This is a genomic window from Pseudomonas syringae (assembly GCF_001698815.1).
Classification (GTDB): domain Bacteria; phylum Pseudomonadota; class Gammaproteobacteria; order Pseudomonadales; family Pseudomonadaceae; genus Aquipseudomonas; species Aquipseudomonas syringae_A.
Map to the genome: position 1 here is coordinate 279845 of NZ_LGSI01000020.1, position 21848 is coordinate 301692.

Sequence of the window (21848 nt, forward strand, 5' to 3'; positions counted from 1 at the left end):
GGTAATGGATCGGCAACGCTAACCAAGCTCGTCGCGCATTGCCATGAACAAATTGACGGTCGGCCATAACCTGGTGCTATGGCCACCGTCGCGACTCGCAATTGAAAGGGGAACGCTGTGCAGGTAGTGGTGATAGGAGCGGGTGTGGTGGGTCTGACCAGCGCCTGGTATCTGGCGCAACAGGGCGTGCAGGTCACGCTGGTGGACCGTCATGCCGATGTTGCGCAAGAGACCAGCTTCGCCAACGGCGGACAACTGAGCTACAGCTACGTGGCGCCCTTGGCTGATCCGGGAGTGATCGGCAAATTGCCGCAGTGGTTGTTGCGCGGTGATTCGCCGCTGCGTTTCAGGCCGCGCCTGGACCCGATGCAGTGGCGCTGGTGCCTGGAATTTCTGCGCGCCTGCAACGACGCACAAGTGCGCCGCACGATTGGCCAGATGCTCAGCTTGTCGTACCTGAGCCGCGATTCGCTGAACGAGCTGTTGGCCGCGCATCCTCTGGATTTCGATCTGATTCGCACCGGCAAACTGGTGGTGTACCGTGATCAGCAGGCGTTGGTCGCTGCCGAACCGATGGTCGATTGGCAACGTACGCTGGGCGCTGACCAGCAGGTCCTCGACGGCCCGGCTTGCGTGGCCCTTGAACCGGCGCTTCAGGCCATTGGCGATAACTTGGCCGGCGGTATCTACACGCCGGGCGAAGCGACCGGCGATTGCCTGCGCTTTTGTCAGGGCTTGAAAGGCCTGCTCGCGCAGCTGCCAAACGTGCGGCTGGCACTTGGGGTCCAGGTGCAGGCGTTGGTGAGCGAACGCTCGCGCGTTGTCGCGGTGCGCACCGATCAGGGCGATCTGCCAGCCGATGCGGTGGTGGTCACGGCGGGGATGTTCAGTGTGTCGTTGCTCAAGCCGCTGGGGATTTCACTGCCGCTGTACGCCCTGCGCGGCTACAGCTTGAGCGTGCAGCTGGACCCTGGCATGCAGGCGCCACGCTTGAGCGTGACCGATGCCGCGCGCAAGGTGGTCTACGCGCCGCTGGCCCGGCAGCTGCGCATCGCCGCGATGGTGGATATGGGCGTGAGCCGGGCTGATGTCGACCCGGCGCGCATCACTCTGCTCAAGCAGCAAGTGGCCGAGACCTTCCCGCAGCTGGATTTGAACAATGCACAGGCGTGGGCGGGGTTACGTCCCAGTACCGCCCATAGCAAACCCATCGTTGGGCGCGCGGGCGACTTCAGCAATCTGTGGCTGAACGTCGGGCAGGGTGCCCTGGGTTTCACCCTGGCACTGGGCAGCGCCCGGCTGCTGGCCGCGCAGATGCTCAACGAACCCTTGCCCATCGATTCGGCACCGTTTCAGTTGCGATAGGGATTGATCGCTGCGACTTGCCTGATACACCGTAATCGCGGCTGAGGCTTGCTCGTCAGTTCATAACACACTGAGCGCCTTTGACTTCATTTTGCTCCGACCACCGCCGCCATCGGCGCAATCTGCACACCGGCGCCCTCAAGTAACGTGCGCAGCTGTTCGGCCATATCCGTGGCGCCCGGCGTGTCGCCGTGCAGGCAAACGGTGTCGATCCGCACGGGCATGCGTGTGCCGTCGACGGTGGTGATGGCTTGCTCTTCGATCATGCGCAGCACGCGGGTGGCGGCGATTTCGCTGTCATGAATAACAGCGCCCGGCAATTTTCGCGAGACCAGGTTGCCGTTGGCGGCATAGGCGCGGTCAGCGTAGATCTCCCGCGCCATGCGCAGACCCAGTTGCTCACCGGCACGCTCGGTTTCGAGGCCGGGCATCACCACGAAAATCAAATCCGGGTCGACGGCCTTGATCGCGCGCGCCACAGCCAGCGCCAGTTCCGGGTCTTCATTGGCCATGTTGCCCAGTGCGCCATGCGTCTTGACGTGTTGCAGGGGCAACCCGGCTGCGTGCGCGAGCGCTTTGAACGCCCCGATCTGGTAAATGATCTGGCGTTCGATCTGTGCCGGGCTATCGCCACGAATCTGCCGACGACCGAAACCGTGCAGGTCGAGGAAACTGGGGTGGGCGCCGACCGCGACCCCTTTGTCACGCGCCATGGCGGCGGTGGCAAACATGATGTCGGGATCACCGGCATGAAATCCGCAGGCGATGTTCGCAGAGCTGACGATGTCGAGCATTGTGCTGTCATCGCCCATCTTCCAGGCGCCAAAGCCTTCACCCATGTCGCAGTTCAAGTCGATCAGCATGCAGTCACCTTTGAGACCATTAACCATCGTGATTCGGTTGACCCCGGCATCACACCGGGCGATTGTGCGGGCACAAGGGCTATCTTTCGTATCGGCATATTGCCAGAATACTTATGGTATTCCAAAAGCATTCCATCGTTTTGCGGAGAGTTGAGCAGTGAACATCGAGGAGCCCGAGCCGTCTCTACGCATTGCGCCAATCGCCGATCATGCGCTGTATATCGATTTTGGCGAAGTGATCGATGCGGCGGTCAATCAGCGCGTCACGGCCCTGGCCAAGCGTGTCGGCGAGGCACGTATCGATGGCGTCACCGGCCTGATCCCCACCTACCGCGCGTTGACTGTGGCGTACGACTGCACCCGCATCCGGCAAGGGCGCCTGATCGGGCACATTGAGCGGCTGTTGGCTGAGCCCGATGCGGCGGCTGACCCCGTGCGCAGCTGGGAGGTGCCGGTGGCCTATGGCGGTGAACACGGTGTCGATCTTCAATGGCTGTCTGAGCATCACCAACTGGATCCTGACACCGTCATTCGCTTGCACAGCGCGGTGGGTTATCGCGTCTACATGATCGGCTTCATGCCAGGGTTCGCCTACCTGGGCGGGCTGGACGCGCGGCTGCACACCTCGCGCCGCGAGTCCCCCCGGCTGAAAACCCCAGCGGGCTCGGTCAGCATTGGCGGCATGCAAACGGCCGTGGCCTCGGTCGAGGCGCCGAGCGGCTGGCACCTGATCGGTCGAACCCCGGCGCGCAGTTTCGAGCCGTCGCGTGAGCAGCCGTTTCTGTTCAGCGCCGGTGACGAAATCCGCTTTACCCCCATCAGCACCGAGGAATTCGATGCGCTGTGGGCACAACCTGATTACGTCCCGCAATGGACCTGGCGCACATGAGCAGTTTTCACGTTTTGAATCCGGGGCTGCTCACCACGCTGCAGGATCGTGGCCGCACAGGCTATGAGGATCGCGGCGTGCCGCCCTCCGGTGCGCTCGATGAATTGAGTTTTGCCATCGCCAATGCACTGGTTGGCAACCAGGCTGGCACTGGCGCGCTTGAGTTCACGCTGGTCGGCGGGCAGTTTCGCGCAGGAGAGGGCGGTTGCGTCATCGCAGTCACGGGGGACATGCAGGTGTTCATCGACGATCAGCCCGTCGCGCCCTATCAGTGCCACGTACTGAGTTCGGGCGACGTGCTCAAAATCGGTCGGGTATTGAGCGGGGCTCGCGGTTATCTGGCGGTTGCCGGTGGGTTTGCAGCCGAGCCGGTACTGGGCAGCGTCTCGACCTTGGTGCGCGGCGCACTGGGCGGCTTTGCCGGCCGCGCCCTGGCCAAGGGTGACGAGTTACCGCTGGCGGCGCCTTCGCAATACTTGCCATTGGCCGCGCGCGCGCCCGGTCAGCGCCTTCTGCCGCAACGAGAGCATCAGCCGCTGAGGGTCGTGTTAGGTCCGCAACAGGCACATTTCAGCCCGGCGCAAGTTCGGCGCTTTCTCAGAGAATCCTTCCAGGTGTCAGGCCAGAGCGACCGCATGGGCTACCGCCTGACCGGCCCGGTCATTACTCATCTCAAAGGCTTCAATATCGTCTCGGATGCAATCAGCACCGGCAGCGTGCAGATCCCCGGCAGTGGTCATCCGATTATCGCCATGCATGATCGGCAAACCACCGGTGGATATCCGAAAATCGCCACGGTGATTCGTGCGGACCTGGCCCGCCTGGGGCAACTCAAGCCGGGCGACTGGCTGAGCTTTGCCGAGGTCTCGGTGGAGGACGCCGAAGAACTGTGGTGCGAGCGTCAGGTGCTGCTCAACGCATATCTGGATGAACTGTTGATGCGCTACCGCCGTCGCCGTTGAACACTGAAGCCCGCTGACCTGTAGGTGCGAGACTTGCTCCAACAAACGGGCAAGCCTCGGGCCTACACAGTTACTTGATGATCGAGCGGATCGGTTCTTTTGGCGCCGGATCGTAGCCCACCAGGTCCAGCGTCAACTTCGCGTACGTGCCGTCGGCATTCATGTCCGCCAGCGCTTTGTTGACGGCTTTCACCAGGTTGTTTTTACCCAGTTTGAAGGCAAAGCCCTTCTGGATATGGCTGACGTAATCGTCGGTCATGACAATCGGCAGGTGCACGGTCTTCATCAGGTAAGCGGCGCTTATGGAGTCGGTGATCACCGCATCGGTGTTGTGATTGATCAGGTCCTGGATTGCGTCGGATTCGGCCTTGTAGTTCTTCAGCACGCCGCCTTTTTCTTCGGCGATGGCGCTGAAGGTGGTAGACACCTGAACACCGACGTTTTTTCCCTTCAGGTCGGCGGCAGATTTGATCGGGGAGTTTGGCGGCGTCACCACGCGCCCACCCGATTCCAGCCAGCCATCGGAAAACAGAATCTGTTCCTGGCGTGCCGGCGTGATGTCCATCGCCGCGCTGATCACATCGAACTGATTGGCGGCAAGTCCCACCAGCAACGCGTCCCACTTGATCAACACCGGGGTGTATTCAAGGTTCAGGCGCCGGGCGACTTCCTTCATGACACGGATTTCCAAGCCATCGAGCTGCCCCCCCGCGTTGCGCATGCTGAACGGTGCAAACGTGCCTTCGGTGGCAACGAGCAATTTGCCCGGACGGATCAGCTCCAGTTGCTCATCCGCATTCGCCCAGGTGCCAAACGTCAGCACCGACAATGCCGCGAACATTTGCACGATATTTCTGACTTTCATGGTCACGCTCTCTTTGCTGGTTAGTGTTGAACGTGGGGTCGCAGGCGCGGCAGGCCGGGGCTTTATTCCATCAAGTCAATCAAGGTCATCGGTCAATCAAACGGGCGTCGACCCGCGTACGCGCTCGCTGGCGAGCAACGACATGAATTCACTGAGGACTGTAGCCCCCAGCAACGAGGTGATTTGACCTGGGCCTTCGTACATCGGGCTGATTTCGGTGACGTCGCAACCCACCAGATTGATACCGTGCAGGGCACGCAGCAATTGCAGGGTTTCGCGAGTGGTCGGGCCGCCCGCTTCGGGGGTCTGCACACCGGGCGCCGAGGCGGGGTCGACGAAGTCCATGTCGAAGGTGATGAACGTCGGACGACCGCCGGTGCGCTCGCGGATGCGCTCGGCCAACGTTGCAATACCCATTTCAAACATCTGATCGGTGGTCACCACCTCGTAGCCCAGATCGATCGACTGACTGATATCGGTGGTCCGAAACAGTGAGCCGCGCAGGCCGATTTGAATCGAGTGGGCAGGATCCACCAGATTCTCTTCCACCGCGCGACGAAACGGCGTGCCGGCGCTGTACAGCTTGTCGGCGAAATACTTGTCCCAAGTATCGCTGTGGGAATCGAATTGCACCAAGGCCACCGGCCCGTGTCTGGCCGCCACAGCGCGCAACTCGCCCAGGGTCACCGAATGGTCGCCGCCGATCCCGAAGGGGACCACGCCGGCGTTGACCAGGCCTGCCACTGCCTGCTCGATCCGCGCCAGGCATTCCTCTTCATAGCCCGGCACCACTGCAGCGTCGCCGGCGTCGGCGATGTTCAGGGCTTCAAAGATATTGATGTTGTCGCGATACGGGCTGATAGGGCGCAGCATCACTGACATCGCGCGCACCGCATTGGGCGCGAAACGCGATCCGGTCCGGAACGCCGCGCCAGAATCGGACGGCAAACCGATGACCGCTGCGTCGAGGCCTTCCAGCGTGGTCGCCATGGGCAAGCGCATGAAAGTCGGTACGCCGCAGAAGCGTGGCGTGGAGAGAGAATCGGTGGGTAATACGCTCATGTCATGCTCCGAATGCTCAGCAATTCTTGATGGCCAGTGGCGCGCTCAGGCGTCACCGGCCGACGTCGGGTCAAGGGATTACGCAGGCAGCACGATGGCTGAGCGCGGGTCGCTGGCCAGTGCGCGCAGTGCGACGGCCACTTCTTCCAGCTCCGCGCCTTGCAGGTCCAGTAACGGCTGGCGGACCGAGCCGCCCTTGAACCCGCGCAGGTTCATGATCGCCTTGGTGGTTTGGGGCTGGCCGTGCTTGCGCGCCAGTTCCCGCAGCGGGAACCAGAGACGATGCAATTCAATGGCCAGCTTTGCATCACCGGTCTGCAGCGCGCGGAAAGTCGCCAGGATCAGCTCGGGCAAGGCACCGCTATTGGTGGAACTGATGCCGTCGAAACCGGCCATCATCGGGCCGCTGAACACTAGGTCCGATGCGCAGAACAGCCGCACCTTGCCACCCAGCTTGTTGGCGATGCGGTCGATGACCGTAGGGGTCAGGTCACCCTGTTTCAAGCCCACCACGCCTTCGATGGCTGCCAGTTGCTCGATCACTGGCACCGAGAGGGTGATGCCGATGCCCGGTGCGTTGTAGATCAGAATCCCGGTTTTCGACAGGGGGGCCATCTGCTTGAAGAAGCTGACGATCTGGGCGTCGGTGATCTCGGAGACGAACGGTGGCGTGACCATGGGCAGGCCGCCCAGATCACCGGCCAGTTGCGTCAGTTCACGTACCACACGGCTGTCGGAACCTGCGGTGCAGAGCATCACCGGAACGCGGTCGCCGACGATCTCCATGACTTTGCGGAACATGTCGGCACGCTCTTCAACAGTCATTACGGGGAATTCGCCGTACGTCCCGCCGATCAGCAACCCGTCATAACCCAGCGCGATGACGCGCTCGATGTTTTCGGCCATGGCCGGGTAATCGAATTCACCGGTGGTGGTGAAAGGGGTGACGGTGATGTTGAAGATACCGTGAAGACGTTCGCGACATTCTTGAAGGGTCTGCATGGGGATTCCCTGGGCTGGAGGTAAGAGTGATCCGATATTGTATTATTTGTATTCATATATACAATGATTTTCTTGGGCGATGTCGCCACTGTGTGTTCAAACGGGTGTGGGGTTGCGGCGAGGGTCCTTGGTAGGATGTGCGCACTTAATTTTCGAGGTTCACCGTCCATGGCTTCGTTACCGGGTCAGAACAGCCGCCGTCTGGCCAACCAGATTCTCGATTTCGTGCGCAAGGCCAAATTCGAGCCTGGGCATCACCTGCGCGAACAACAGATCGCCGATTTGCTTGGCGTCTCACGCACACCGATCCGCAACGCGCTTAAGTTGCTGGTCGAGCAAGACATCGTCGAAGCCCGGCGCAATCAGGGGTTCTTTCTGCTCAAGGCGTTCGATGCCCTGCAACGGGTGGAGCTGAGCGTTTCGTCGAGCCTTGAGGAATCGCTGTATGAGCGACTGGTGAATGACCGGCTCAGCGGCGAGATCGCCAATTCCCTGACCCAGACCGAGATCGCCCGGCGCTATGAGGTTGACCGTGTCACGCTGATGAAAACCCTGACGCGCCTGGCCGAGGATGGCCTACTGATTCGCAACAAAGGCCACGGCTGGAGCTTCTTGCCCACGCTGGACAACGACGAAGCGCTGCGTAGCGGTTACCGGTTTCGCATGATGGTGGAGCCGGCCAACTTTCTACAGCCGCAGTTCAGGCCCAACGCCGCCGCCCTTGAGCGCTCGCGACTGCAACACCTGTATCTGGCCGGCCACGCGGATTCCGCGGCGGTCAGCAACGCGCAACTGTTCGAAACCGATGCGCAGTTTCACGAAATGTTCGCCGAGTTTGGCGGCAACACCTTCGTGATTCAGGCCATCCAACAACAGAACCGGCTGCGCAAGCTGCTGGAATTCGCCGGGTACGCCAACCGCCGCCGCGTGCGCGACTGGTGCACCGAACACCTGGCGATCATCGACGCGGTGGCTGATGGGCGATACGCCGAGGCCAGCGAGTTGATGCGCAACCACCTGACCCACGCCGATGACGCGGCGCAACCGGGCAAGAGACCGGTGCGCAAAACGGCGGCAAAACCCCGCACGCCGCGCAAGGCGGCGAGTGTCCCGATTCCGGGTTAGCTCCGCCAGGAGCGTCCCATCCTGTAAAGAGAGAGGTTTTCATGGATTTTGGTTTGCAAGGTAAACGTGCGCTGGTGCTGGGCTCCAGTCGTGGTCTGGGCCTGGCGATTGCCCAGTCACTGGCTGCCGAAGGCGTTGCGGTCACGTTATGCGGACGCAGTCGTGAAGCACTAGCCGATGCGGCCGCCAAGCTCACCGCCTCAGGTGCTCAGGCAGATTATCTGGTGCTGGATCTGGCCGATCCTGTTCAACGGCGCAGCGCCTTTGACGGTCTGCTGGCCGAAGGTCGCGGCTACGACATTCTCGTCAATAACGGTGGCGGCCCTGCACCGGGCGCGGTGGCCGCGGTTGCAACCGCCCAGTGGCAGGGCGCGTTCGACAGCATGGTCAGCTCGCTGTTTGAAGTCACCGCCAGGATCCTTCCCGGCATGCGCGAGCGTGGCTGGGGCCGGGTGATCAACGTAGTGTCTTCCGGCGTTGTCCAGCCCATTCCCAACCTCGGCATCTCCAATACGTTGCGCGCCAGCATCATCGGCTGGGCCAAGACCTTGGCGGCTGAAGTGGCCGCAGACGGCGTCACCGTGAACTCGGTCATTCCCGGTCGCATCGCCACCGCGCGTGTCGGCGAGCTGGATGAAGCCGCGGCCAAGCGCAGCGGCTCCACCGCCGCCGCGGTTGCCGAAGCTTCGCGCAATACCATCCCGGTCGGCCGTTATGGCGATCCCGCTGAATTCGCCGACGCCGTGGCTTTTCTGGCCAGCGCCCGCGCCGGCTACATCACCGGCACCAGCCTGCGGGTCGATGGCGGCCTGATCCGCAGCATCTGATCACCCTGTAGATCACTGAGTTGTGCCGCGCCGCGGCGCGGGAGGTTTTGCTTCGGTTTCAAGTGATCTATTTGTACCAATAAATGCAATTTCCGGGAGGCAACCTTCATGTCAACACCGCTTCTGGCGCAGAGAATGCGCCGTGTCCGGCCGTCGCCGACAGCAGAAATCTCCGACAAGCTCCGGGCGCTCGCCGCGGCCGGACATTCGGTGATCAATTTGGGTGAGGGCGAGCTGGATTTCCCCACCCCGGCGCACATCGCTCAGGCCGGTATCGACGCGATAAATGCCGGTGAAACCAAGTACACCGCAGTCCCCGGCAGCGGGCGTCTCAAGCAGGCGATCATCGACAAGTTCAGTCGCGAAAACGGCCTGAACTACAGCACAGCCGAAGTCATCGCGGGGGCCGGCGCCAAGCAACTGATCTTCAATGCGCTGATGGCCACGGTCAATCCGGGCGATGAAGTGATCATCGCGGCCCCTTACTGGGTGTCGTACCCGGACATGGTGTCCCTGGCCGAAGGCGAAACCCGGATCGTCCTGTGCCATGAAGCCGATGGCTGGAAACTGCAGCCTGCGGCGCTTGAAGCGGCGATCACCAAGCGTACCCGCTGGGTGCTGCTCAATTCGCCGAACAACCCCACCGGTGCGGTCTACAGCGAAAGCGAAATCAGGGCGCTGACCGACGTCTTGTTACGCCACGAGCACGTGCTGGTGCTGGCCGACGACATCTATGAGCACACCCGTTTCGGGCCGCCGTTTTTCACCCCGGCTCAGGTCGAGCCGCGCTTGTTGCCGCGCACCTTGACGGTCAATGGCCTGTCCAAGGCGTTCTCCATGACTGGCTGGCGGATCGGTTACGCCGGCGGGCCGACCTGGCTGGTGGATGCGCTACAGGTCCTGCAGTCCCAGAGCACCTCGAACCCGAGCTCGATTTCCCAGGGCGCAGCGATTGCGGCACTGGACGGCGGCACCGGATTCATCCATGACTGGATCGGCAGGCTTGCAAAGCGTCGGGACCGGGTGCTGGACAGTATCGGGCGCATCAACGGGCTGAGCTGCGCGATGCCGGAAGGGGCATTTTATCTGTTTGTGAACTGCCAGGGCATGTACGGCAAGCGGACGCCTGACGGCAAGGTCATTGCCAGCGATCTGGACTTCGCCAGCTACCTGCTGGATGCAGCGAAAGTGGGGACAGTGCACGGCACGGCCTTTGGTGCGCCGGGTTACCTGCGGATCGCGTATGCGGTGGATGATCGCGTGCTGGACGAAGCGTGCCAGCGGATCGAAGCGGTGTGTCACGAGTTGGGCTGAAAAAATGAAGCGCCGGTACGGGGTTGCAACCGTACCGGCGCTTTTTTTGCGGGTCAGATCAGCAGCAATGGACGCTCAAGGGCGCCCAGGACGCGGTAACCGGTTTTGGTAATGACCACGGTCTCGCTGACGCCGACGGTGAACTCGCCGTAGATGCGTAAAGCGGGCGGAATGTGGAACGTCATGCCCGGTTGCAGCTCGGTTTTCACTCCGCTGTACAGGCTCAGGATCGAGCCTTCGCCCCAGTCCGGCGCGAATGAAACGCCCACCGAGTACCCCGTGCGTTTCTTGAACGCGTCGGTGAAGCCGGCTTTGTCAATGACCGCCTGACACGCGATGTGCGATGCCTCGCACGGCGCTCCCGGACTCAAGGCATCCAGTGCAGCCTGCAACGCGTCCTGGCAGACCTTTTCCATTTCCACCGCAATGGACGGTGGCTTGCCCAGCCAGGCACAGCGCATCAGTGCGGCGTGGTAGCGATCGTGGCTGGCCGCCATTTCCAGAAACACCGGCTCACCCGCTTGCAGCTTGCGTCGACGCCAGGTGCCGTGGGGAATGCCGGTGCGCGGGCCGCTGGACACCAGCGGTTCCATGCCCATGTACTCGGACCCTGCGGCAATCGAGGCCTGGAGCATTGCCGCCACCAGATCATTTTCACTGGCGCCTTCACGCACGGCGTTCATGCCCGCGCGCATGCCGGCGTCGACATAACGCGCGGCGAATTCCAGTTTTTCCACCTCGGCAGGGGATTTCACCGCGCGCAGTTTTTCCACGATGCCGGCCGCGTCATGGATGGCGCCGAGCTTGGCTTGCAGCGCTTCGTAGACCGCGATTGGCAGGAACCAGCCGCGCTTGTCGATGGCAATCCGGCGCTTGCTCCAGCCTTTTTGCTCGATGGCGGCCACCAGGAAACTCACCGGATCGTCTCCGTCCAGGTACACCGACGCATCGCTGATGAAGGTGTTGGCGATGAAGTTGAAGTATTCAAGCTGGCGAATGACAAACATCGGCTCGCCGTCCACCGGCAGCACCAACGCCTGAAAGGTGTAGTAGCCGGGCGTTTGCTGGCCGGTCAGGTAGAAAATGTTCTCGGGTCCCGTGACGATCATCACGTCGATGTCGGCTTCAACCATATTGGCTTTGGCGCGGCGAACGCGTTCGCCGTATTCATGTGCAGCGAAGGCCGACTCGCTGCCTTGGCGTACGTTGACGGGGGGCGCTAGGTTCATCAGAAACTCCGTATCAGTTGAGTTTTTTCGAGATCAAGGGTGATGCCCAGGCCCGGTGCCGTGGGCATCCAGGCTTGGCCATCCCGGTAGAGAAGGGGGCTTGCGGGGTCGTCACTCAAACCATCGGCGCCATACAGTTCGGCAAATCGAGGCTGAGTGGTGCAGGCCACATGCAGCGCTGCGGCGGTGGCGGCAGCGCCTTCGTTCATCTGGCCGATCATGCAGGTGACGCCGGCCTGGGTCAGTCGTCGAGCAGCGGACACACAGGGGGCGATGCCGCCGATCTTGACCAGTTTTAGGTGCGCCCAGACCTTGCCGCCGAGGGCGCACAGCCGGTCCACGTCCTCACTGCCCGCCAGGCCTTCGTCGATCATCAGCGGCAGCGGGCTTTGCTCGGCCAGGCGCTCCATGGCCTCCCAGCCACCGGCGGCGATGGGTTGTTCGGCGTAGGCCAGATCAAATCGCGCCAGTGCCTCGAGGTGACTCAAGGCATCGTGTTGCGGCCATTGGCCGTTGACGTCCACGGCGATCTTGATCTCGCTGCCGAAACGCTCGCGCAGTGCCTGCAGGCGAATCAGGTCCTCGTCGAAACTGCTCACCGCGATGCGCACTTTGAGGTCGCGAAAGCCACGGTTTACGTACGCATCGGCCTGCGCCAGGAAGACCTCGAACGGTGACCAGAACAGCGTCTGGTTGCTGGCATAACGCACCTTTGCGTCAGGCGCCCCCAGCCATTGCGCCAACGGCAGACCGGCCCGGCGCGCGAGCAGGTCATGCAGGGCACAGTCGATCAGCGTGCGCACCGGCATGCTCAGCGCGGCCGCCCAGTGCGGCATCTGCGCCAACAGTTGGGCGGGGTCCTGCTGCCAGGACACCGCCGAGACCGCCTTCAACGCCTGGGCGATCACTTCGCCAGGTGTGTAGCCGTTGAGGTAGGCGATGTTGATCCGCACCTCACCGACCGCCTGATGCTCACCGTCGTCCAGGCACAAATACAACGCCTGAAGCTCGCCTACACTGCCGGACGCCGCGGTGTGCAGCTGCACGCCGTTGCCGTAATGCAGGTCGGCGCGGCGCAGTGAGGCGGTCAGACTCATGCCTGCACCAGCGGCAGCATTTTCAGGGCGATGTCGCGGTAGATCAGGCTCGCTGCGATGAATTCATCGATGGGCACGAACTCGTCCGGCTTGTGCGCAACCGCCAGGGTGCCGGGGCCGATGACGGTGCCGGTGGTGCCCAGGCTGCGAAAATGCACCAGGTCACAGCCGCCCTGAAAGCCGAACGGTCCGGCGTTGCCGTGGTTATGCTCGCGGCAGGCGGCCAGGCTGGCCTGGACGATGGGTTCTTCCAGCGCGGTTTCGGTGGCGCCGCCGGTGGTCGGGATGTATTTAAGCACTTCAGCGCGCACGCCAAAGCACTCGTTGGCCAGGGCCAGCAGTTGGTCGATTTCGGCCTTGACCTCGTCTTCGTTTTCGCCTGGAACCATCCGCCGGTCCAGCAGCAGATCGCAGGCGCCGGGCAGTACGTTGTCGGCATGGCCGCCGTTGATGCGGGTGACGGTCAGGCTGGCTTCGCCCACCAGCGCGTGGCAGTGGCATTTCACCGACTGCTCGTGGTGTTGCTCGATCAGGCCCAGCAACTGGCCGGCGCGGTAGATCGCGTTTTCGCCCAGATGCGGGGTGCCGGAATGCGCAGTCACGCCATGCACCCGCACCAGCGGCCGGAGGCTGCCCTTGTGCGCGGTGAAGGCTGAGTTCGACGTAGGCTCGCCAATCACGGCGAAGTCGATGTGCGGCGGCTGATTGGCAACGTAGTGCTTGGCGCCTTCGCTGGCGATTTCCTCGTCAGCGGTAAACACCGCCATCAGTGTGCCGGACCACTGCTCGCGGCAGGCGATCAGCATGCGGGTGGCTTCGATCATCGCCACCATCGGCCCTTTGGCGTCGCAACCACCGCGGCCGTACAGCTTGCCATCCGCCTCGTGCAGCACGAACGGATCGGTCTTCCAGCCGTCACCGGCTGGGACCGTGTCGATGTGGGTGTTGAAGGCGAAGGTCGGCCCCGGGCCGTTTTCGTAGCGTGCGATGACGTTGACGCGGCCGGGTTTGTACTCGGACAGCGACAGGTCAAAGCCTTCGGCTTCCAGCAGCACTTGCAGGCAGCGGGCTGCTTCCAGCTCGTGGCCTGGCGGGTTCTCGGTGTTGATCGCGACCAGTGTGGCGAGGTCGCGTTTCATGCGGGCAAAGTCGGGTTGCTGATTCATGGTAGGGATCTCAGTGCAGGATCTGATCAAGAAAGTGGCGAGTGCGCGGGTTTACCGCACCGCCAAAGAAGTCGGCATTGCTGGCGTTTTCGATGATTTCGCCGCTTTCCATGAACACGATGCGGTCTGCCGCACGGCGGGCGAAGCCCATCTCGTGGGTCACCACCAGGCTGGTCATGCCTTCGTTGGACAGTTCGGCCATCACGTCGACCACTTCGCGGATCATCTCCGGGTCCAGTGCCGAGGTCGGCTCGTCGTAGAGCATGACTTTGGGTTTCATGGCCAGCGAACGGGCGATGGCCACGCGTTGCTGCTGACCGCCAGAAATCTCGTCCGGGTAGGCATCGGCCTTTTCCGGGATGCGCACTTTGCCCAGCAACTCCACGGCGAGGTCGTGGGCGTCGGTGCGACTCATGCCGAGCACTTTCATTGGTGCGAGCATGATGTTTTCTACCACCGACAAGTGCGAGAACAGCTCGAAGTTCTGGAACACCATGCCGATGTCGCGGCGCAGAAGGTGGACCTGGCGCTTGTCGTAGTCGATGCGTCGGCCTTCGAAAAACACGTCGCCGCCGTCGGCCGGTTCCAGTTGATTGACACAGCGCAGCAACGTCGATTTGCCGGAGCCCGAGGGCCCGATGATGACCACGGTTTCCCCGGTGTGGACGTTCAGTGAACAGTTCTTGAGCACGTTGAACGGGCCGTAGCTCTTGTCGATACCGATGAGTTCCAGCAGCGGTTTGCCGTTGGCCGAGAGATTCTTTTGCATGTGTGATTGCTCCTGGCTGACAGTGGCCCTAGCGAACGGAGGCGCCGCGTGGGTTGCCGAGCATGCGTTCGGTCAGGCTGGTACGCGGACCCTTGCGGCGTTTTTTTGGATCGAGCCGGCGTTCGATCAACGCTTGGACGCCCATGAACAGTGTGGTCAGGATCAGGTAGTAAATGCCTGCGGCGGTGAGCGCTTCGAAGTAGCGGAAGTTGGAGCTGGCAGTCTGGTTGGCCACCAGCATCAACTCTTCGACGGCGACCACGGAAACCAGCGCGCTGAGCTTGAGCATGCCGACCATCTGGTTGCCGATGGGGGGCAGAATCATCCGCGTGGCCTGGGGAATCACCACATGACGCAACACCGCAAAGGGCTTCATGCCCAACGCCAGGGCCGCTGTCCGCTGGCCCTTTTTCACCGCCTGCATGCCGGACCGAATGATCTCGGCCATGTAGGCGCCTTCATTGAGGGACAACGCCAACACGGCACTGACCATCGCCGACAGGCGAATGCCGAAGGTCGGCAGGACGTTGTAGATGAAGATGATCTGAAACAACACCGGTGTGCCACGAAACAGCCACAGGTAAATCAGCGCCAGGGTGCGACCCATGCGGGTCTGGCTGTCTTGCAGCAGGGCGAGCACAACGCCGACGCCCACGCCGAACACTAGCGAATAGGCGGTGATGAGGAGGGTGGTCACGGCGCCGTGAAAAAACGCCGGGGATATCAGGTATTGCCAAACCAGTTCAAACGACATGGTGCATCCTCAAATGACGTGGCCGGGCGCTGACAGTGCAGCGCCGCGGCTACTCGGTGATCAGCTGTCAGTCGAACAGCGAAACCGTTACAGGAAACTTCCATTTTTCGATGATCTGTTTGTAAGTGCCATCCGCGACCACTTCCTTGAGCGCAGCCTGCAGGGCATCGCTCATCGCCGTGTTGCCCTTCGCCACGGCCATGCCGATCCGGGTTTCGGATTCAAACTCAGGGCCCACGGTTTTGAAGACGCCGGGCACATCGCGCAGCATCTGCACCACGCCAGGGGTGGAATCGAATGTTGCGTCGGCGCGACCCTGGCGCAGGCTCAGGGCCGATGCCTGAGCGGTCGGCAGGGTCTGGACCTTCACCGACTCCAGGCCAGCGTCCTGGCAGCGTTTGTTATCCTGGCGCGCGTAGGTTTCTTCGATACCGCCCAGGGTCACGGCCACCGTCCTGCCGCACAGCGAGTTGTCGCGGCCGGTGACTTTTGCCGGATTGTCCTGAGTCACCACCACCTGGTTGCCGATGCGCAGGTAAGGCACGAAATCGACCTGGGTCGCCCGCGCCTCGTTCATGTACATGGCCGAGTTGATCAGGTCCACACGCTTGCCCTGCAACGCCGGGATCAGGCCCTGGAACTCCATGTTCATGGCGGTTGGCTTGAGGCCCATCTTTTTACCCAGCGCTTCGATCAGGTCGATATCGAAGCCTGTCAGCTTGCCATTCGCCTGAAACTCGAACGGCGCGAATGTCGCGGCCGTGCCGTAGGTGAGCAGGCCTGGGGTCATCACCGGTGCCGAAGGTGCAGCGTTGACCAGCGGTGCTGCGAGGAGCGCGGCCATCAGGGTGATGAAGCGCAGACTGAAGCGAGACGATGTCATCATGTAATTCTCCTAAACCATCAATTAATTGCACGAGTTGTGTCAACTAGTGCAAATATTCCGGAAGTTGCAATGAGCCCTTGCGGGGCATGCCGCTCTGAAATGATGCAGCGGGTAAGACTTTCGGCGTATTCAGCAGGAGGGGTGAAGCCCAATCAGGCTTCAAAGGGGTAGCAGCAATTTACATTCCATGTTTTTGAGTGTTGATCACGAGCAGGGTCACGCGCGCTGGCCCTGGTGGCGGGTGCCAGTGACGGCTAGCGCAGCCAGCAAGAAATCTTCGAGCAACGGATGGGCACGGGTGCTACGAGATCCAAGTTCAGGATGACCCTGCATGCCCTTGTAAAACGGATGTCCAGGCCAGTCGATGGCGTCGACGATCTGCCCGCTGAGGTCGGTTGCGGTGATCTCAAGCCCGGCATCGCGCAAGGGTTGAACGAGCGCAGGATTCAGCATGAAGCGGTGGTTGCAGCGTATTGTCGAGTGATCAGCGAACCGCTGCGTCAGTTCCGGATCGACAAATGTCAGGGCGTGGGCGCCCAGACGATGAGTCGGCAGGCCGGGGACGCCGGCCATGGGAGAAAAACTCTTGATCGGCGCGTCCGGAACGGCTTCAGCCATATTGGCCTGATCGAGGCCGGGGCACGATTGCGCCAAAGCAGTGGTCATCGATTGCATGCCCAGGCACAGCCCCAGCGTGGGAATCATGGATCGCAGGCCGTGGCGCGCGGCTTCGATCTGCCCCGGCACGTTGCCCATGTCCGAGCCACCCGGCAAGACAATCCCGGCCACCGCAGACAGATGGGACAACTCCAACTGCGGCGCGGGAATAAAACGCACCTGGAGATCGATGCCGGTCGCATCCGCTGCATCGCCCAAGGCGGCGAGGGTGGCGGGGTAGACGTCGGTTTGATCAGCGTGCGAACCAACCAGGACCACCGTCAGCCTGTCTCGTCCCGGGGCGGCAGTTTTGTGGTCTTGCAAGCGGCCCCAGCGACCAAAACGGTCGCGGCTCCAGACGCCATACCGGGTCGGCTGACCCTGAGCGGTCAGCAGCTCCCAACCATCCTCCAGACTCCGGGCCATCAGCTGGACCACCTGGACGCCTGCGCTGTTGGCTTTATCGAGCAGCAGGGTGCGCAAGGCTTCGCTGTGGAATTGTGGGTGCCACGGCACCACGACGTCCTGCCGGAGGGCCATGTCGATCATCTCGTCGACACTGCTGGCAGGCATCACGTCGCGCCCGGTGATCCGTTCGTACCAGAGCAGCCCGCTGGGCACCAGCGTGCCGGTGGCGGCCACCATCTGCACGGTGTCTGCCCCGTGCTCGGGTAGAAATTCAGCGGTGCAGTGCATCAACACCGCATCATCGACTTGAGAGACGCTGGCGGCTAGTGCGCCGTACAGGGCAGAGCAGCAAGGTGAATGTGTGACCAGCGTGAGGGCCATCAAGGTCTCCGTAGCGTCGCGCACCGGCGCAATCATTGATGCAATCTAGAGTGTCCCTTTCAGCTCGATAGAGATAGCCTGTATTTTTTGTTTCAATCGAAAGTATTTCTTATGGACAGTCGATACCTGAAAAGTCTGCTCGCGGTGATTGAGTGCGGCTCGATTGCCGACGCCGCGCGCGCCGAAGGCTTGACCGCTGCCGCGGTGAGTCAACGTATCCAGGGGCTTGAACGCTCGCTCGGATTCCCGCTGTTGTCGCGCGTGGGGCACTCCGCCAAGCCCACCGAAGCCTGCGTGGCGTTGCTGCCCAGAGCACGGCACATCGTCAGGGAGGTCGAATTGCTGGCAGGCGATGCGGACTTGAGCGGCATGACCGGCTCGCTGCGCATTGGCGCCATCTCCACCATGCTCACCGGGCTGCTGCCCAGTGCGTTGCTGGAACTGAGCCGGCGGGCACCAGGTATTCAGCCGTCGATACTGCCCGGCACTTCGCGTTCGCTGTATGCGGCGTTGCAGAATGGAGACCTCGACGCGGCCATTATCGTGGCGCCGCCTTTCGAGCCGCCAAAGATGTTTCGCGTGGCGCCGCTGCATCGGGAGAAGCTGGTGATGGCCTCCAAGGCGCTTCCCGCCCACGGGATTGCCGACGTGCTGCGGTCCCATCCCTACATCTGCTACGAGCCGAAATCCTGGGGCGGCCTGCATGCGGAGCGCTACCTGAACGACAACGGCTTGTCGCTCAAGCCGCTGTTCAGTCTCGACGGCCTGGAGGCGATTGCGATGCTGGTAGCCGACGGGGTCGGCGCCAGTCTGGTGCCCCAGTGGGCGGGGCTGGATCGACTGGCGCAGGATTTCAATATTACGCCGGTGGGCGAGGGCTATGACCGGCAGATTGTATTGATCATGCTGGCTCACACCGACCGACCGCGGATGCTGGAGGCGCTGCTTCAATCACTGGCCAAGGGCTGAGGCGCACAGCGTCCGCACGGTCCTGGCTCCTTGGGCATGAGCACACTCATCTTCTGCACTGTCGGGTAAGGCCGCCGCAACCGCTTCGAATGGCGCTGTGGATTGTGAGGTGCGCTAAGGCATTGAGAGGGCATGTTGTGCGAAGAGGCTCGTTTGCACCTGGCGTATCGCTGATTTTTCCGCTTGAGCTTCGTAGACGAAGTCCCTGATCACTCTTCTTTTTCCAAGAATAGTCACGGTCGTTTTCGCGACAGCGCTCTGTTTCGCTGGTTGTTCAACGAGGTGCTGCGTCGGTGCCTGGACGCAGGGATCGTCAAGGGCATAGTCATGGTTACGACGCCATGCTGGGTTTTTAGAATAATTATTAACTCGTGCACCGCGTGTACCAAAGGCGACAGCCAAGTCAGAAGACGGACTGCTATCGATCGACTCTGTTGAAAAAGTCGGTTTTTTAAACTGATAAGACATGGATCGCTGGAAGCGGCCTTCTGGCACGCTTCTACTTAAAATCCGAGTCCGAACGTCTCTGCAAAGGTTCAAGATTTCAATCTCAGGCGCTTACTTTTTTGGCTTACAAACCACAGCGGACTTTTTCAACAGAATTGACCGATAGCTACCAGCCACCAATCGGCAAATGCGGGCGATAAATTGCCGCGACCAGAGCCGCTAACCTCGGCGCAATTGCGCGGGACTGACGCCAAGCCGATGCCTGAAGACGGTCGTCATGTGCGCCTGAGAGTTGAAACCGCAGGTGAGGGCGATGTCCGATAGGCCGAAGGTCGAGTCGAGCATCAGAGCACGGGCCTTGGCGAGGCGGCGGTCGATCAGATAAGCGTGGGGGCTTTTGCCGGTGGCGGTCTTGAATGCGCGCATGAAATACCCTTCGGACAATCCGAGCAACTGCGCCATCGCTTTTACACCCAGCGGTTCGCCAAGCATCACGTCGATGAACTCATCGAGCAAGCGCATTCGGGCACCGGTTATCGAGCCGGTGTGTGGTATCGGCAATGCGTCGTGGCTGTGCGCCCGTTCTGCCAATGCAAGTGCCCAGCTTTCCCAGTCGTCCGCCACCGAGGCCTGCAACAGTGCGTTGCGCATGCGCGATGCGAGCCTGGTCGCCTGGGGATCGATGCGATTGTTGAAGGCTCGATCACCCGCCAGCGCGATACCGTCGGTGCGGATTACCCGCAGGTATTCTCCACCCTGAGGGGATTCCGACAACACGTCACAGCCAGCCGGGACGAATGCCAAGCCATTGGGGACGGCAGTGAAGGGCAGCACCCGGTCGCTGCCGATAGCGTGCAGGCCCCGCTGGCTGTCGAAGGCGAAGCCAATGGCTGCCTGAGTCGGTATGTATCGGGTTGCGTAGGCGCTGGCGGGTAGCAATTCAATCGTCCACGGCCCTGTTTCGACCCGGCGGACCGGTTCGGGCATTCGCGATGACTGTGGGCGATTACGATGGCTCATGAGCGCCATAGTAGCGAGGAGAGGGCGTAGAAGTCAGGTCGGTTTTCTGAAAGCCAAACGGCTGCGCGCGTCCCTAGACTGGGCCATACCTTTGGAGCGCAAATCATGCACAGACTGACACTTGATGATATCGAACAGGCAGCTCGACTGGTCTACCAGGTCATGCCGGCTACCGCCCAATATGCCTGGCCTTTACTGGCGGAACGGTTGGGTTGCAAGGTGTGGGTCAAGCACGAAAATCACACACCTACAGGCGCTTTCAAGGTGCGAGGCGGCATTACCTTTATGCACTGGCTCAAGCGTGAGCATCCAGAGGCGAAAGGTATCGTCAGTGCTACCCGCGGCAATCATGGGCAGAGCGTGGCGCTGGCAGCAGGCGCGCTGGGCTTGCGGGCGTTGATTGTCGTGCCGCAAGGCAATTCCCCGGAAAAGAACAACGCCATGCGCGGCTTTGGCGGCGAAGTGGTGGAGTATGGCCGCGACTTTGACGAGGCTCGGGAAGAGGCCGCACGCCTGTCGCAGGTGCATGGCCTGTTTCTGGTGCCGCCATTCCATACCGAGTTGGTCAAAGGTGTCTCCACTTATGCGCTGGAGTTGTTCAAGGCTGCGCCAGATCTGGACACCGTCTATGTGCCCATCGGCTGTGGATCGGGGATTTGCGGGGTGATCGCCGCCCGCGACGCGCTGGGCCTCAAGACTCAGGTGGTGGGCGTGGTGTCCACTGAGGCCGCTGGCGCCAAGTTGTCGTTTCAGACTGGAACTATCTGCGAGACTGCCTCGGCAGATACCTTCGCTGACGGTCTGGCCGTACGCAAGCCCGTCCCCGACGCCTTTGCCGTCTACGCGGCAGGCGCGGCGCGGATCGTATCAGTCAGCGACGCGCAGATCTGCGATGCCATGCGCATCTATTATTCCGACACCCATAATCTCGCCGAAGGTGCCGGCGCGGCGCCCCTGGCAGCGCTCATTCAGGAGCGCGAAACAATGCTGGGGCGCAAGGTCGGTGTGATCCTGTCCGGTGGCAATGTGGACAGGTCAGTATATGCGCGGGTAATAGCGTGAGTGAGTGAAGTCAGCTATCGAGGAGACTGTTTTGAACTTCTGGGTCGTACCATTTTCTGCAATCACTGTGCGATCAGAATATGATTTTCGACGTGACTGACACCTGGTACGGCCCATGCCGTGTGTTCACACGCTTTGCGTTCTCGCCAATGCCGAACGTGGCCTTCAAGTTTCACCGTTTTACCGTCAACGGTTACGCGAATTTTATTCGCATCCAGTTCCGAGTTTCGCGCCAGGGCCGTTTCTATGCGCACTCTGATGTCTTCGACACTGACCTTTGGCCTGACAATCAACATGTTATTGACACCGACGACACCGGTCAGCTTGCGGACTGCGTCTCGGGCAGCTTCTTTCTGGTATTGCCAGTCCACTTCGCCCTCAAGGGTGACCCATCCTTGTTGAACTTCGACCTGCATCCGGTCGGCAACCGTGTCGGTGTTCCAGCGGATAACGTCCAGGCAGCGCGACGCAATGGCCTCATCTCCAACCTCTAGCTCGCCAGGCACGCGTACCTGGAGCTCTTCGGCAACGGCCTTCACACCTTTGACACGTTTTACAGCACGCTCGGCAGCATCTTTTTCAGCGTAGGTCTTCACATGCCCGGTCAGGCTGACTACACCATTTTCTATTGCCACGCCAATGGCAGCCGCATCGATATGGGGCTGAAATTCAAGCTCGTCGAGAATAGCGCGTCGTAACTCTAAATCACTCATGTTCACTCCTGATTGG

General features: G+C 61.4%; 21 protein-coding genes and 1 pseudogene. 9 read left to right on the top strand and 13 right to left on the bottom strand.

What is annotated here, in order from left to right; all coding sequences use genetic code 11:
* The first annotated feature begins 129 nt into the window (after positions 1–129).
* On the top strand, positions 130–1365 hold the full coding sequence (locus AFK24_RS05970; RefSeq protein WP_276204938.1) for a D-amino acid dehydrogenase: 1236 nt from the start codon (positions 130–132) through the stop codon (positions 1363–1365).
* Between the two features lie 86 nt (positions 1366–1451).
* Here AFK24_RS05970 and AFK24_RS05975 read toward each other — a convergent pair whose 3' ends face one another.
* On the bottom strand, positions 1452–2228 hold the full coding sequence (locus AFK24_RS05975; RefSeq protein WP_065832358.1) for a LamB/YcsF family protein: 777 nt from the start codon (positions 2226–2228) through the stop codon (positions 1452–1454).
* Between the two features lie 157 nt (positions 2229–2385).
* On the opposite strand from AFK24_RS05975, the gene pxpB reads away from it, so the two are divergent.
* Both pxpB and AFK24_RS05985 read left to right on the top strand, forming a co-directional pair.
* Positions 2386–3117, top strand: coding sequence for a 5-oxoprolinase subunit PxpB (gene pxpB, locus AFK24_RS05980; protein WP_205884853.1), 732 nt, complete (start codon positions 2386–2388; stop codon positions 3115–3117).
* A complete protein-coding gene (locus AFK24_RS05985; protein WP_065832471.1) occupies positions 3114–4079 on the top strand; it encodes a biotin-dependent carboxyltransferase family protein in 966 nt (321 codons plus the stop codon). The genes pxpB and AFK24_RS05985 overlap by 4 nt, the downstream gene beginning before the upstream one ends.
* Positions 4080–4149: 70 nt before the next feature.
* Here the strand turns inward: AFK24_RS05985 and AFK24_RS05990 are convergent, their stop codons facing one another.
* From AFK24_RS05990 to AFK24_RS06000, 3 genes are all read right to left on the bottom strand, one after another.
* Positions 4150–4944 (bottom strand): transporter substrate-binding domain-containing protein, encoded by a 795-nt coding sequence (locus AFK24_RS05990; protein ID WP_065832359.1) that lies wholly within the window; start codon positions 4942–4944, stop codon positions 4150–4152.
* Between the two features lie 96 nt (positions 4945–5040).
* On the bottom strand, positions 5041–6006 hold the full coding sequence (gene speB, locus AFK24_RS05995) for an agmatinase (protein WP_065832360.1): 966 nt from the start codon (positions 6004–6006) through the stop codon (positions 5041–5043).
* A 78-nt stretch (positions 6007–6084) separates the two neighbouring features.
* Positions 6085–7008, bottom strand: coding sequence for a dihydrodipicolinate synthase family protein (locus tag AFK24_RS06000; RefSeq protein ID WP_065832361.1), 924 nt, complete (start codon positions 7006–7008; stop codon positions 6085–6087).
* Between the two features lie 168 nt (positions 7009–7176).
* Here AFK24_RS06000 and AFK24_RS06005 point away from each other — a divergent pair, with 168 nt between their 5' ends.
* From AFK24_RS06005 to AFK24_RS06015, 3 genes are all read left to right on the top strand, one after another.
* On the top strand, positions 7177–8133 hold the full coding sequence (locus tag AFK24_RS06005) for a GntR family transcriptional regulator (protein WP_065832362.1): 957 nt from the start codon (positions 7177–7179) through the stop codon (positions 8131–8133).
* Positions 8134–8174: 41 nt separating this feature from the next.
* Positions 8175–8960 carry an SDR family oxidoreductase gene (locus AFK24_RS06010; protein ID WP_065832363.1) on the top strand — a complete coding sequence of 262 codons (786 nt, stop codon included), beginning with the start codon at positions 8175–8177 and terminating at the stop codon, positions 8958–8960.
* Between the two features lie 108 nt (positions 8961–9068).
* Positions 9069–10274: a pyridoxal phosphate-dependent aminotransferase gene (locus tag AFK24_RS06015; RefSeq protein ID WP_065832364.1), complete on the top strand. Its 1206-nt coding sequence runs from the start codon at positions 9069–9071 to the stop codon at positions 10272–10274.
* 53 nt (positions 10275–10327) lie between these two features.
* On the opposite strand, the gene AFK24_RS06020 is transcribed toward AFK24_RS06015, so the two are convergent.
* The 7 genes from AFK24_RS06020 to AFK24_RS06050 form a co-directional block, all read right to left on the bottom strand.
* Entirely contained in the window at positions 10328–11503 is a 1176-nt protein-coding gene (locus tag AFK24_RS06020; protein ID WP_065832365.1) for a M24 family metallopeptidase, read from the bottom strand.
* Complete coding sequence (locus AFK24_RS06025) at positions 11503–12600, bottom strand: mandelate racemase/muconate lactonizing enzyme family protein (RefSeq protein ID WP_205884854.1); 1098 nt, start codon at positions 12598–12600, stop codon at positions 11503–11505. The genes AFK24_RS06020 and AFK24_RS06025 overlap by 1 nt, the downstream gene beginning before the upstream one ends.
* Positions 12597–13766 (bottom strand): M20 family metallopeptidase, encoded by a 1170-nt coding sequence (locus tag AFK24_RS06030; protein ID WP_065832366.1) that lies wholly within the window; start codon positions 13764–13766, stop codon positions 12597–12599. The genes AFK24_RS06025 and AFK24_RS06030 overlap by 4 nt, the downstream gene beginning before the upstream one ends.
* Positions 13767–13776: 10 nt before the next feature.
* A complete protein-coding gene (locus tag AFK24_RS06035) occupies positions 13777–14535 on the bottom strand; it encodes an amino acid ABC transporter ATP-binding protein (protein ID WP_065832367.1) in 759 nt (252 codons plus the stop codon).
* A gap of 28 nt (positions 14536–14563) precedes the next feature.
* A complete protein-coding gene (locus AFK24_RS06040; protein ID WP_065832368.1) occupies positions 14564–15289 on the bottom strand; it encodes an amino acid ABC transporter permease in 726 nt (241 codons plus the stop codon).
* 67 nt (positions 15290–15356) lie between these two features.
* Positions 15357–16175: an ABC transporter substrate-binding protein gene (locus AFK24_RS06045; RefSeq protein WP_205884855.1), complete on the bottom strand. Its 819-nt coding sequence runs from the start codon at positions 16173–16175 to the stop codon at positions 15357–15359.
* A 216-nt stretch (positions 16176–16391) separates the two neighbouring features.
* Positions 16392–17621, bottom strand: a complete 1230-nt coding sequence (locus tag AFK24_RS06050; protein WP_065832474.1) for a glutamine amidotransferase-related protein — start codon at positions 17619–17621, stop codon at positions 16392–16394.
* A gap of 111 nt (positions 17622–17732) precedes the next feature.
* On the opposite strand from AFK24_RS06050, the gene AFK24_RS06055 reads away from it, so the two are divergent.
* Positions 17733–18590: a LysR substrate-binding domain-containing protein gene (locus AFK24_RS06055; protein WP_065832369.1), complete on the top strand. Its 858-nt coding sequence runs from the start codon at positions 17733–17735 to the stop codon at positions 18588–18590.
* 126 nt (positions 18591–18716) lie between these two features.
* Positions 18717–18911, top strand: a pseudogene (locus AFK24_RS30540) (transposase); the annotation flags it as partial.
* A 345-nt stretch (positions 18912–19256) separates the two neighbouring features.
* On the opposite strand, the gene AFK24_RS06060 reads toward AFK24_RS30540, so the two are convergent.
* Positions 19257–20066, bottom strand: a complete 810-nt coding sequence (locus AFK24_RS06060; RefSeq protein ID WP_065832370.1) for a helix-turn-helix transcriptional regulator — start codon at positions 20064–20066, stop codon at positions 19257–19259.
* Positions 20067–20162: 96 nt separating this feature from the next.
* On the opposite strand from AFK24_RS06060, the gene AFK24_RS06065 reads away from it, so the two are divergent.
* Complete coding sequence (locus AFK24_RS06065; protein ID WP_065832371.1) at positions 20163–21119, top strand: threonine dehydratase; 957 nt, start codon at positions 20163–20165, stop codon at positions 21117–21119.
* Between the two features lie 62 nt (positions 21120–21181).
* Here AFK24_RS06065 and AFK24_RS06070 read toward each other — a convergent pair whose 3' ends face one another.
* Complete coding sequence (locus AFK24_RS06070) at positions 21182–21832, bottom strand: BON domain-containing protein (protein ID WP_065832372.1); 651 nt, start codon at positions 21830–21832, stop codon at positions 21182–21184.
* Between the last annotated feature and the right edge of the window lie 16 nt (positions 21833–21848).

Coding starts and splice junctions, on each gene's coding strand:
- AFK24_RS06015 (WP_065832364.1), top strand. CDS start 9,069: ATGTCAACACCGCTTCTGGCGCAGAGAATGCGCCGTGTCCGGCCGTCG.
- AFK24_RS06010 (WP_065832363.1), top strand. CDS start 8,175: ATGGATTTTGGTTTGCAAGGTAAACGTGCGCTGGTGCTGGGCTCCAGT.
- AFK24_RS05990 (WP_065832359.1), bottom strand. CDS start 4,944: ATGAAAGTCAGAAATATCGTGCAAATGTTCGCGGCATTGTCGGTGCTG.
- AFK24_RS06065 (WP_065832371.1), top strand. CDS start 20,163: ATGCACAGACTGACACTTGATGATATCGAACAGGCAGCTCGACTGGTC.
- AFK24_RS06050 (WP_065832474.1), bottom strand. CDS start 17,621: ATGGCCCTCACGCTGGTCACACATTCACCTTGCTGCTCTGCCCTGTAC.
- AFK24_RS06060 (WP_065832370.1), bottom strand. CDS start 20,066: ATGGCGCTCATGAGCCATCGTAATCGCCCACAGTCATCGCGAATGCCC.
- speB (WP_065832360.1), bottom strand. CDS start 6,006: ATGAGCGTATTACCCACCGATTCTCTCTCCACGCCACGCTTCTGCGGC.
- AFK24_RS06020 (WP_065832365.1), bottom strand. CDS start 11,503: ATGAACCTAGCGCCCCCCGTCAACGTACGCCAAGGCAGCGAGTCGGCC.
- AFK24_RS05985 (WP_065832471.1), top strand. CDS start 3,114: ATGAGCAGTTTTCACGTTTTGAATCCGGGGCTGCTCACCACGCTGCAG.
- AFK24_RS06005 (WP_065832362.1), top strand. CDS start 7,177: ATGGCTTCGTTACCGGGTCAGAACAGCCGCCGTCTGGCCAACCAGATT.
- AFK24_RS06030 (WP_065832366.1), bottom strand. CDS start 13,766: ATGAATCAGCAACCCGACTTTGCCCGCATGAAACGCGACCTCGCCACA.
- AFK24_RS06070 (WP_065832372.1), bottom strand. CDS start 21,832: ATGAGTGATTTAGAGTTACGACGCGCTATTCTCGACGAGCTTGAATTT.
- AFK24_RS06025 (WP_205884854.1), bottom strand. CDS start 12,600: ATGAGTCTGACCGCCTCACTGCGCCGCGCCGACCTGCATTACGGCAAC.
- AFK24_RS06035 (WP_065832367.1), bottom strand. CDS start 14,535: ATGCAAAAGAATCTCTCGGCCAACGGCAAACCGCTGCTGGAACTCATC.
- AFK24_RS06055 (WP_065832369.1), top strand. CDS start 17,733: ATGGACAGTCGATACCTGAAAAGTCTGCTCGCGGTGATTGAGTGCGGC.
- AFK24_RS06000 (WP_065832361.1), bottom strand. CDS start 7,008: ATGCAGACCCTTCAAGAATGTCGCGAACGTCTTCACGGTATCTTCAAC.
- AFK24_RS06045 (WP_205884855.1), bottom strand. CDS start 16,175: ATGATGACATCGTCTCGCTTCAGTCTGCGCTTCATCACCCTGATGGCC.
- AFK24_RS06040 (WP_065832368.1), bottom strand. CDS start 15,289: ATGTCGTTTGAACTGGTTTGGCAATACCTGATATCCCCGGCGTTTTTT.
- AFK24_RS05975 (WP_065832358.1), bottom strand. CDS start 2,228: ATGCTGATCGACTTGAACTGCGACATGGGTGAAGGCTTTGGCGCCTGG.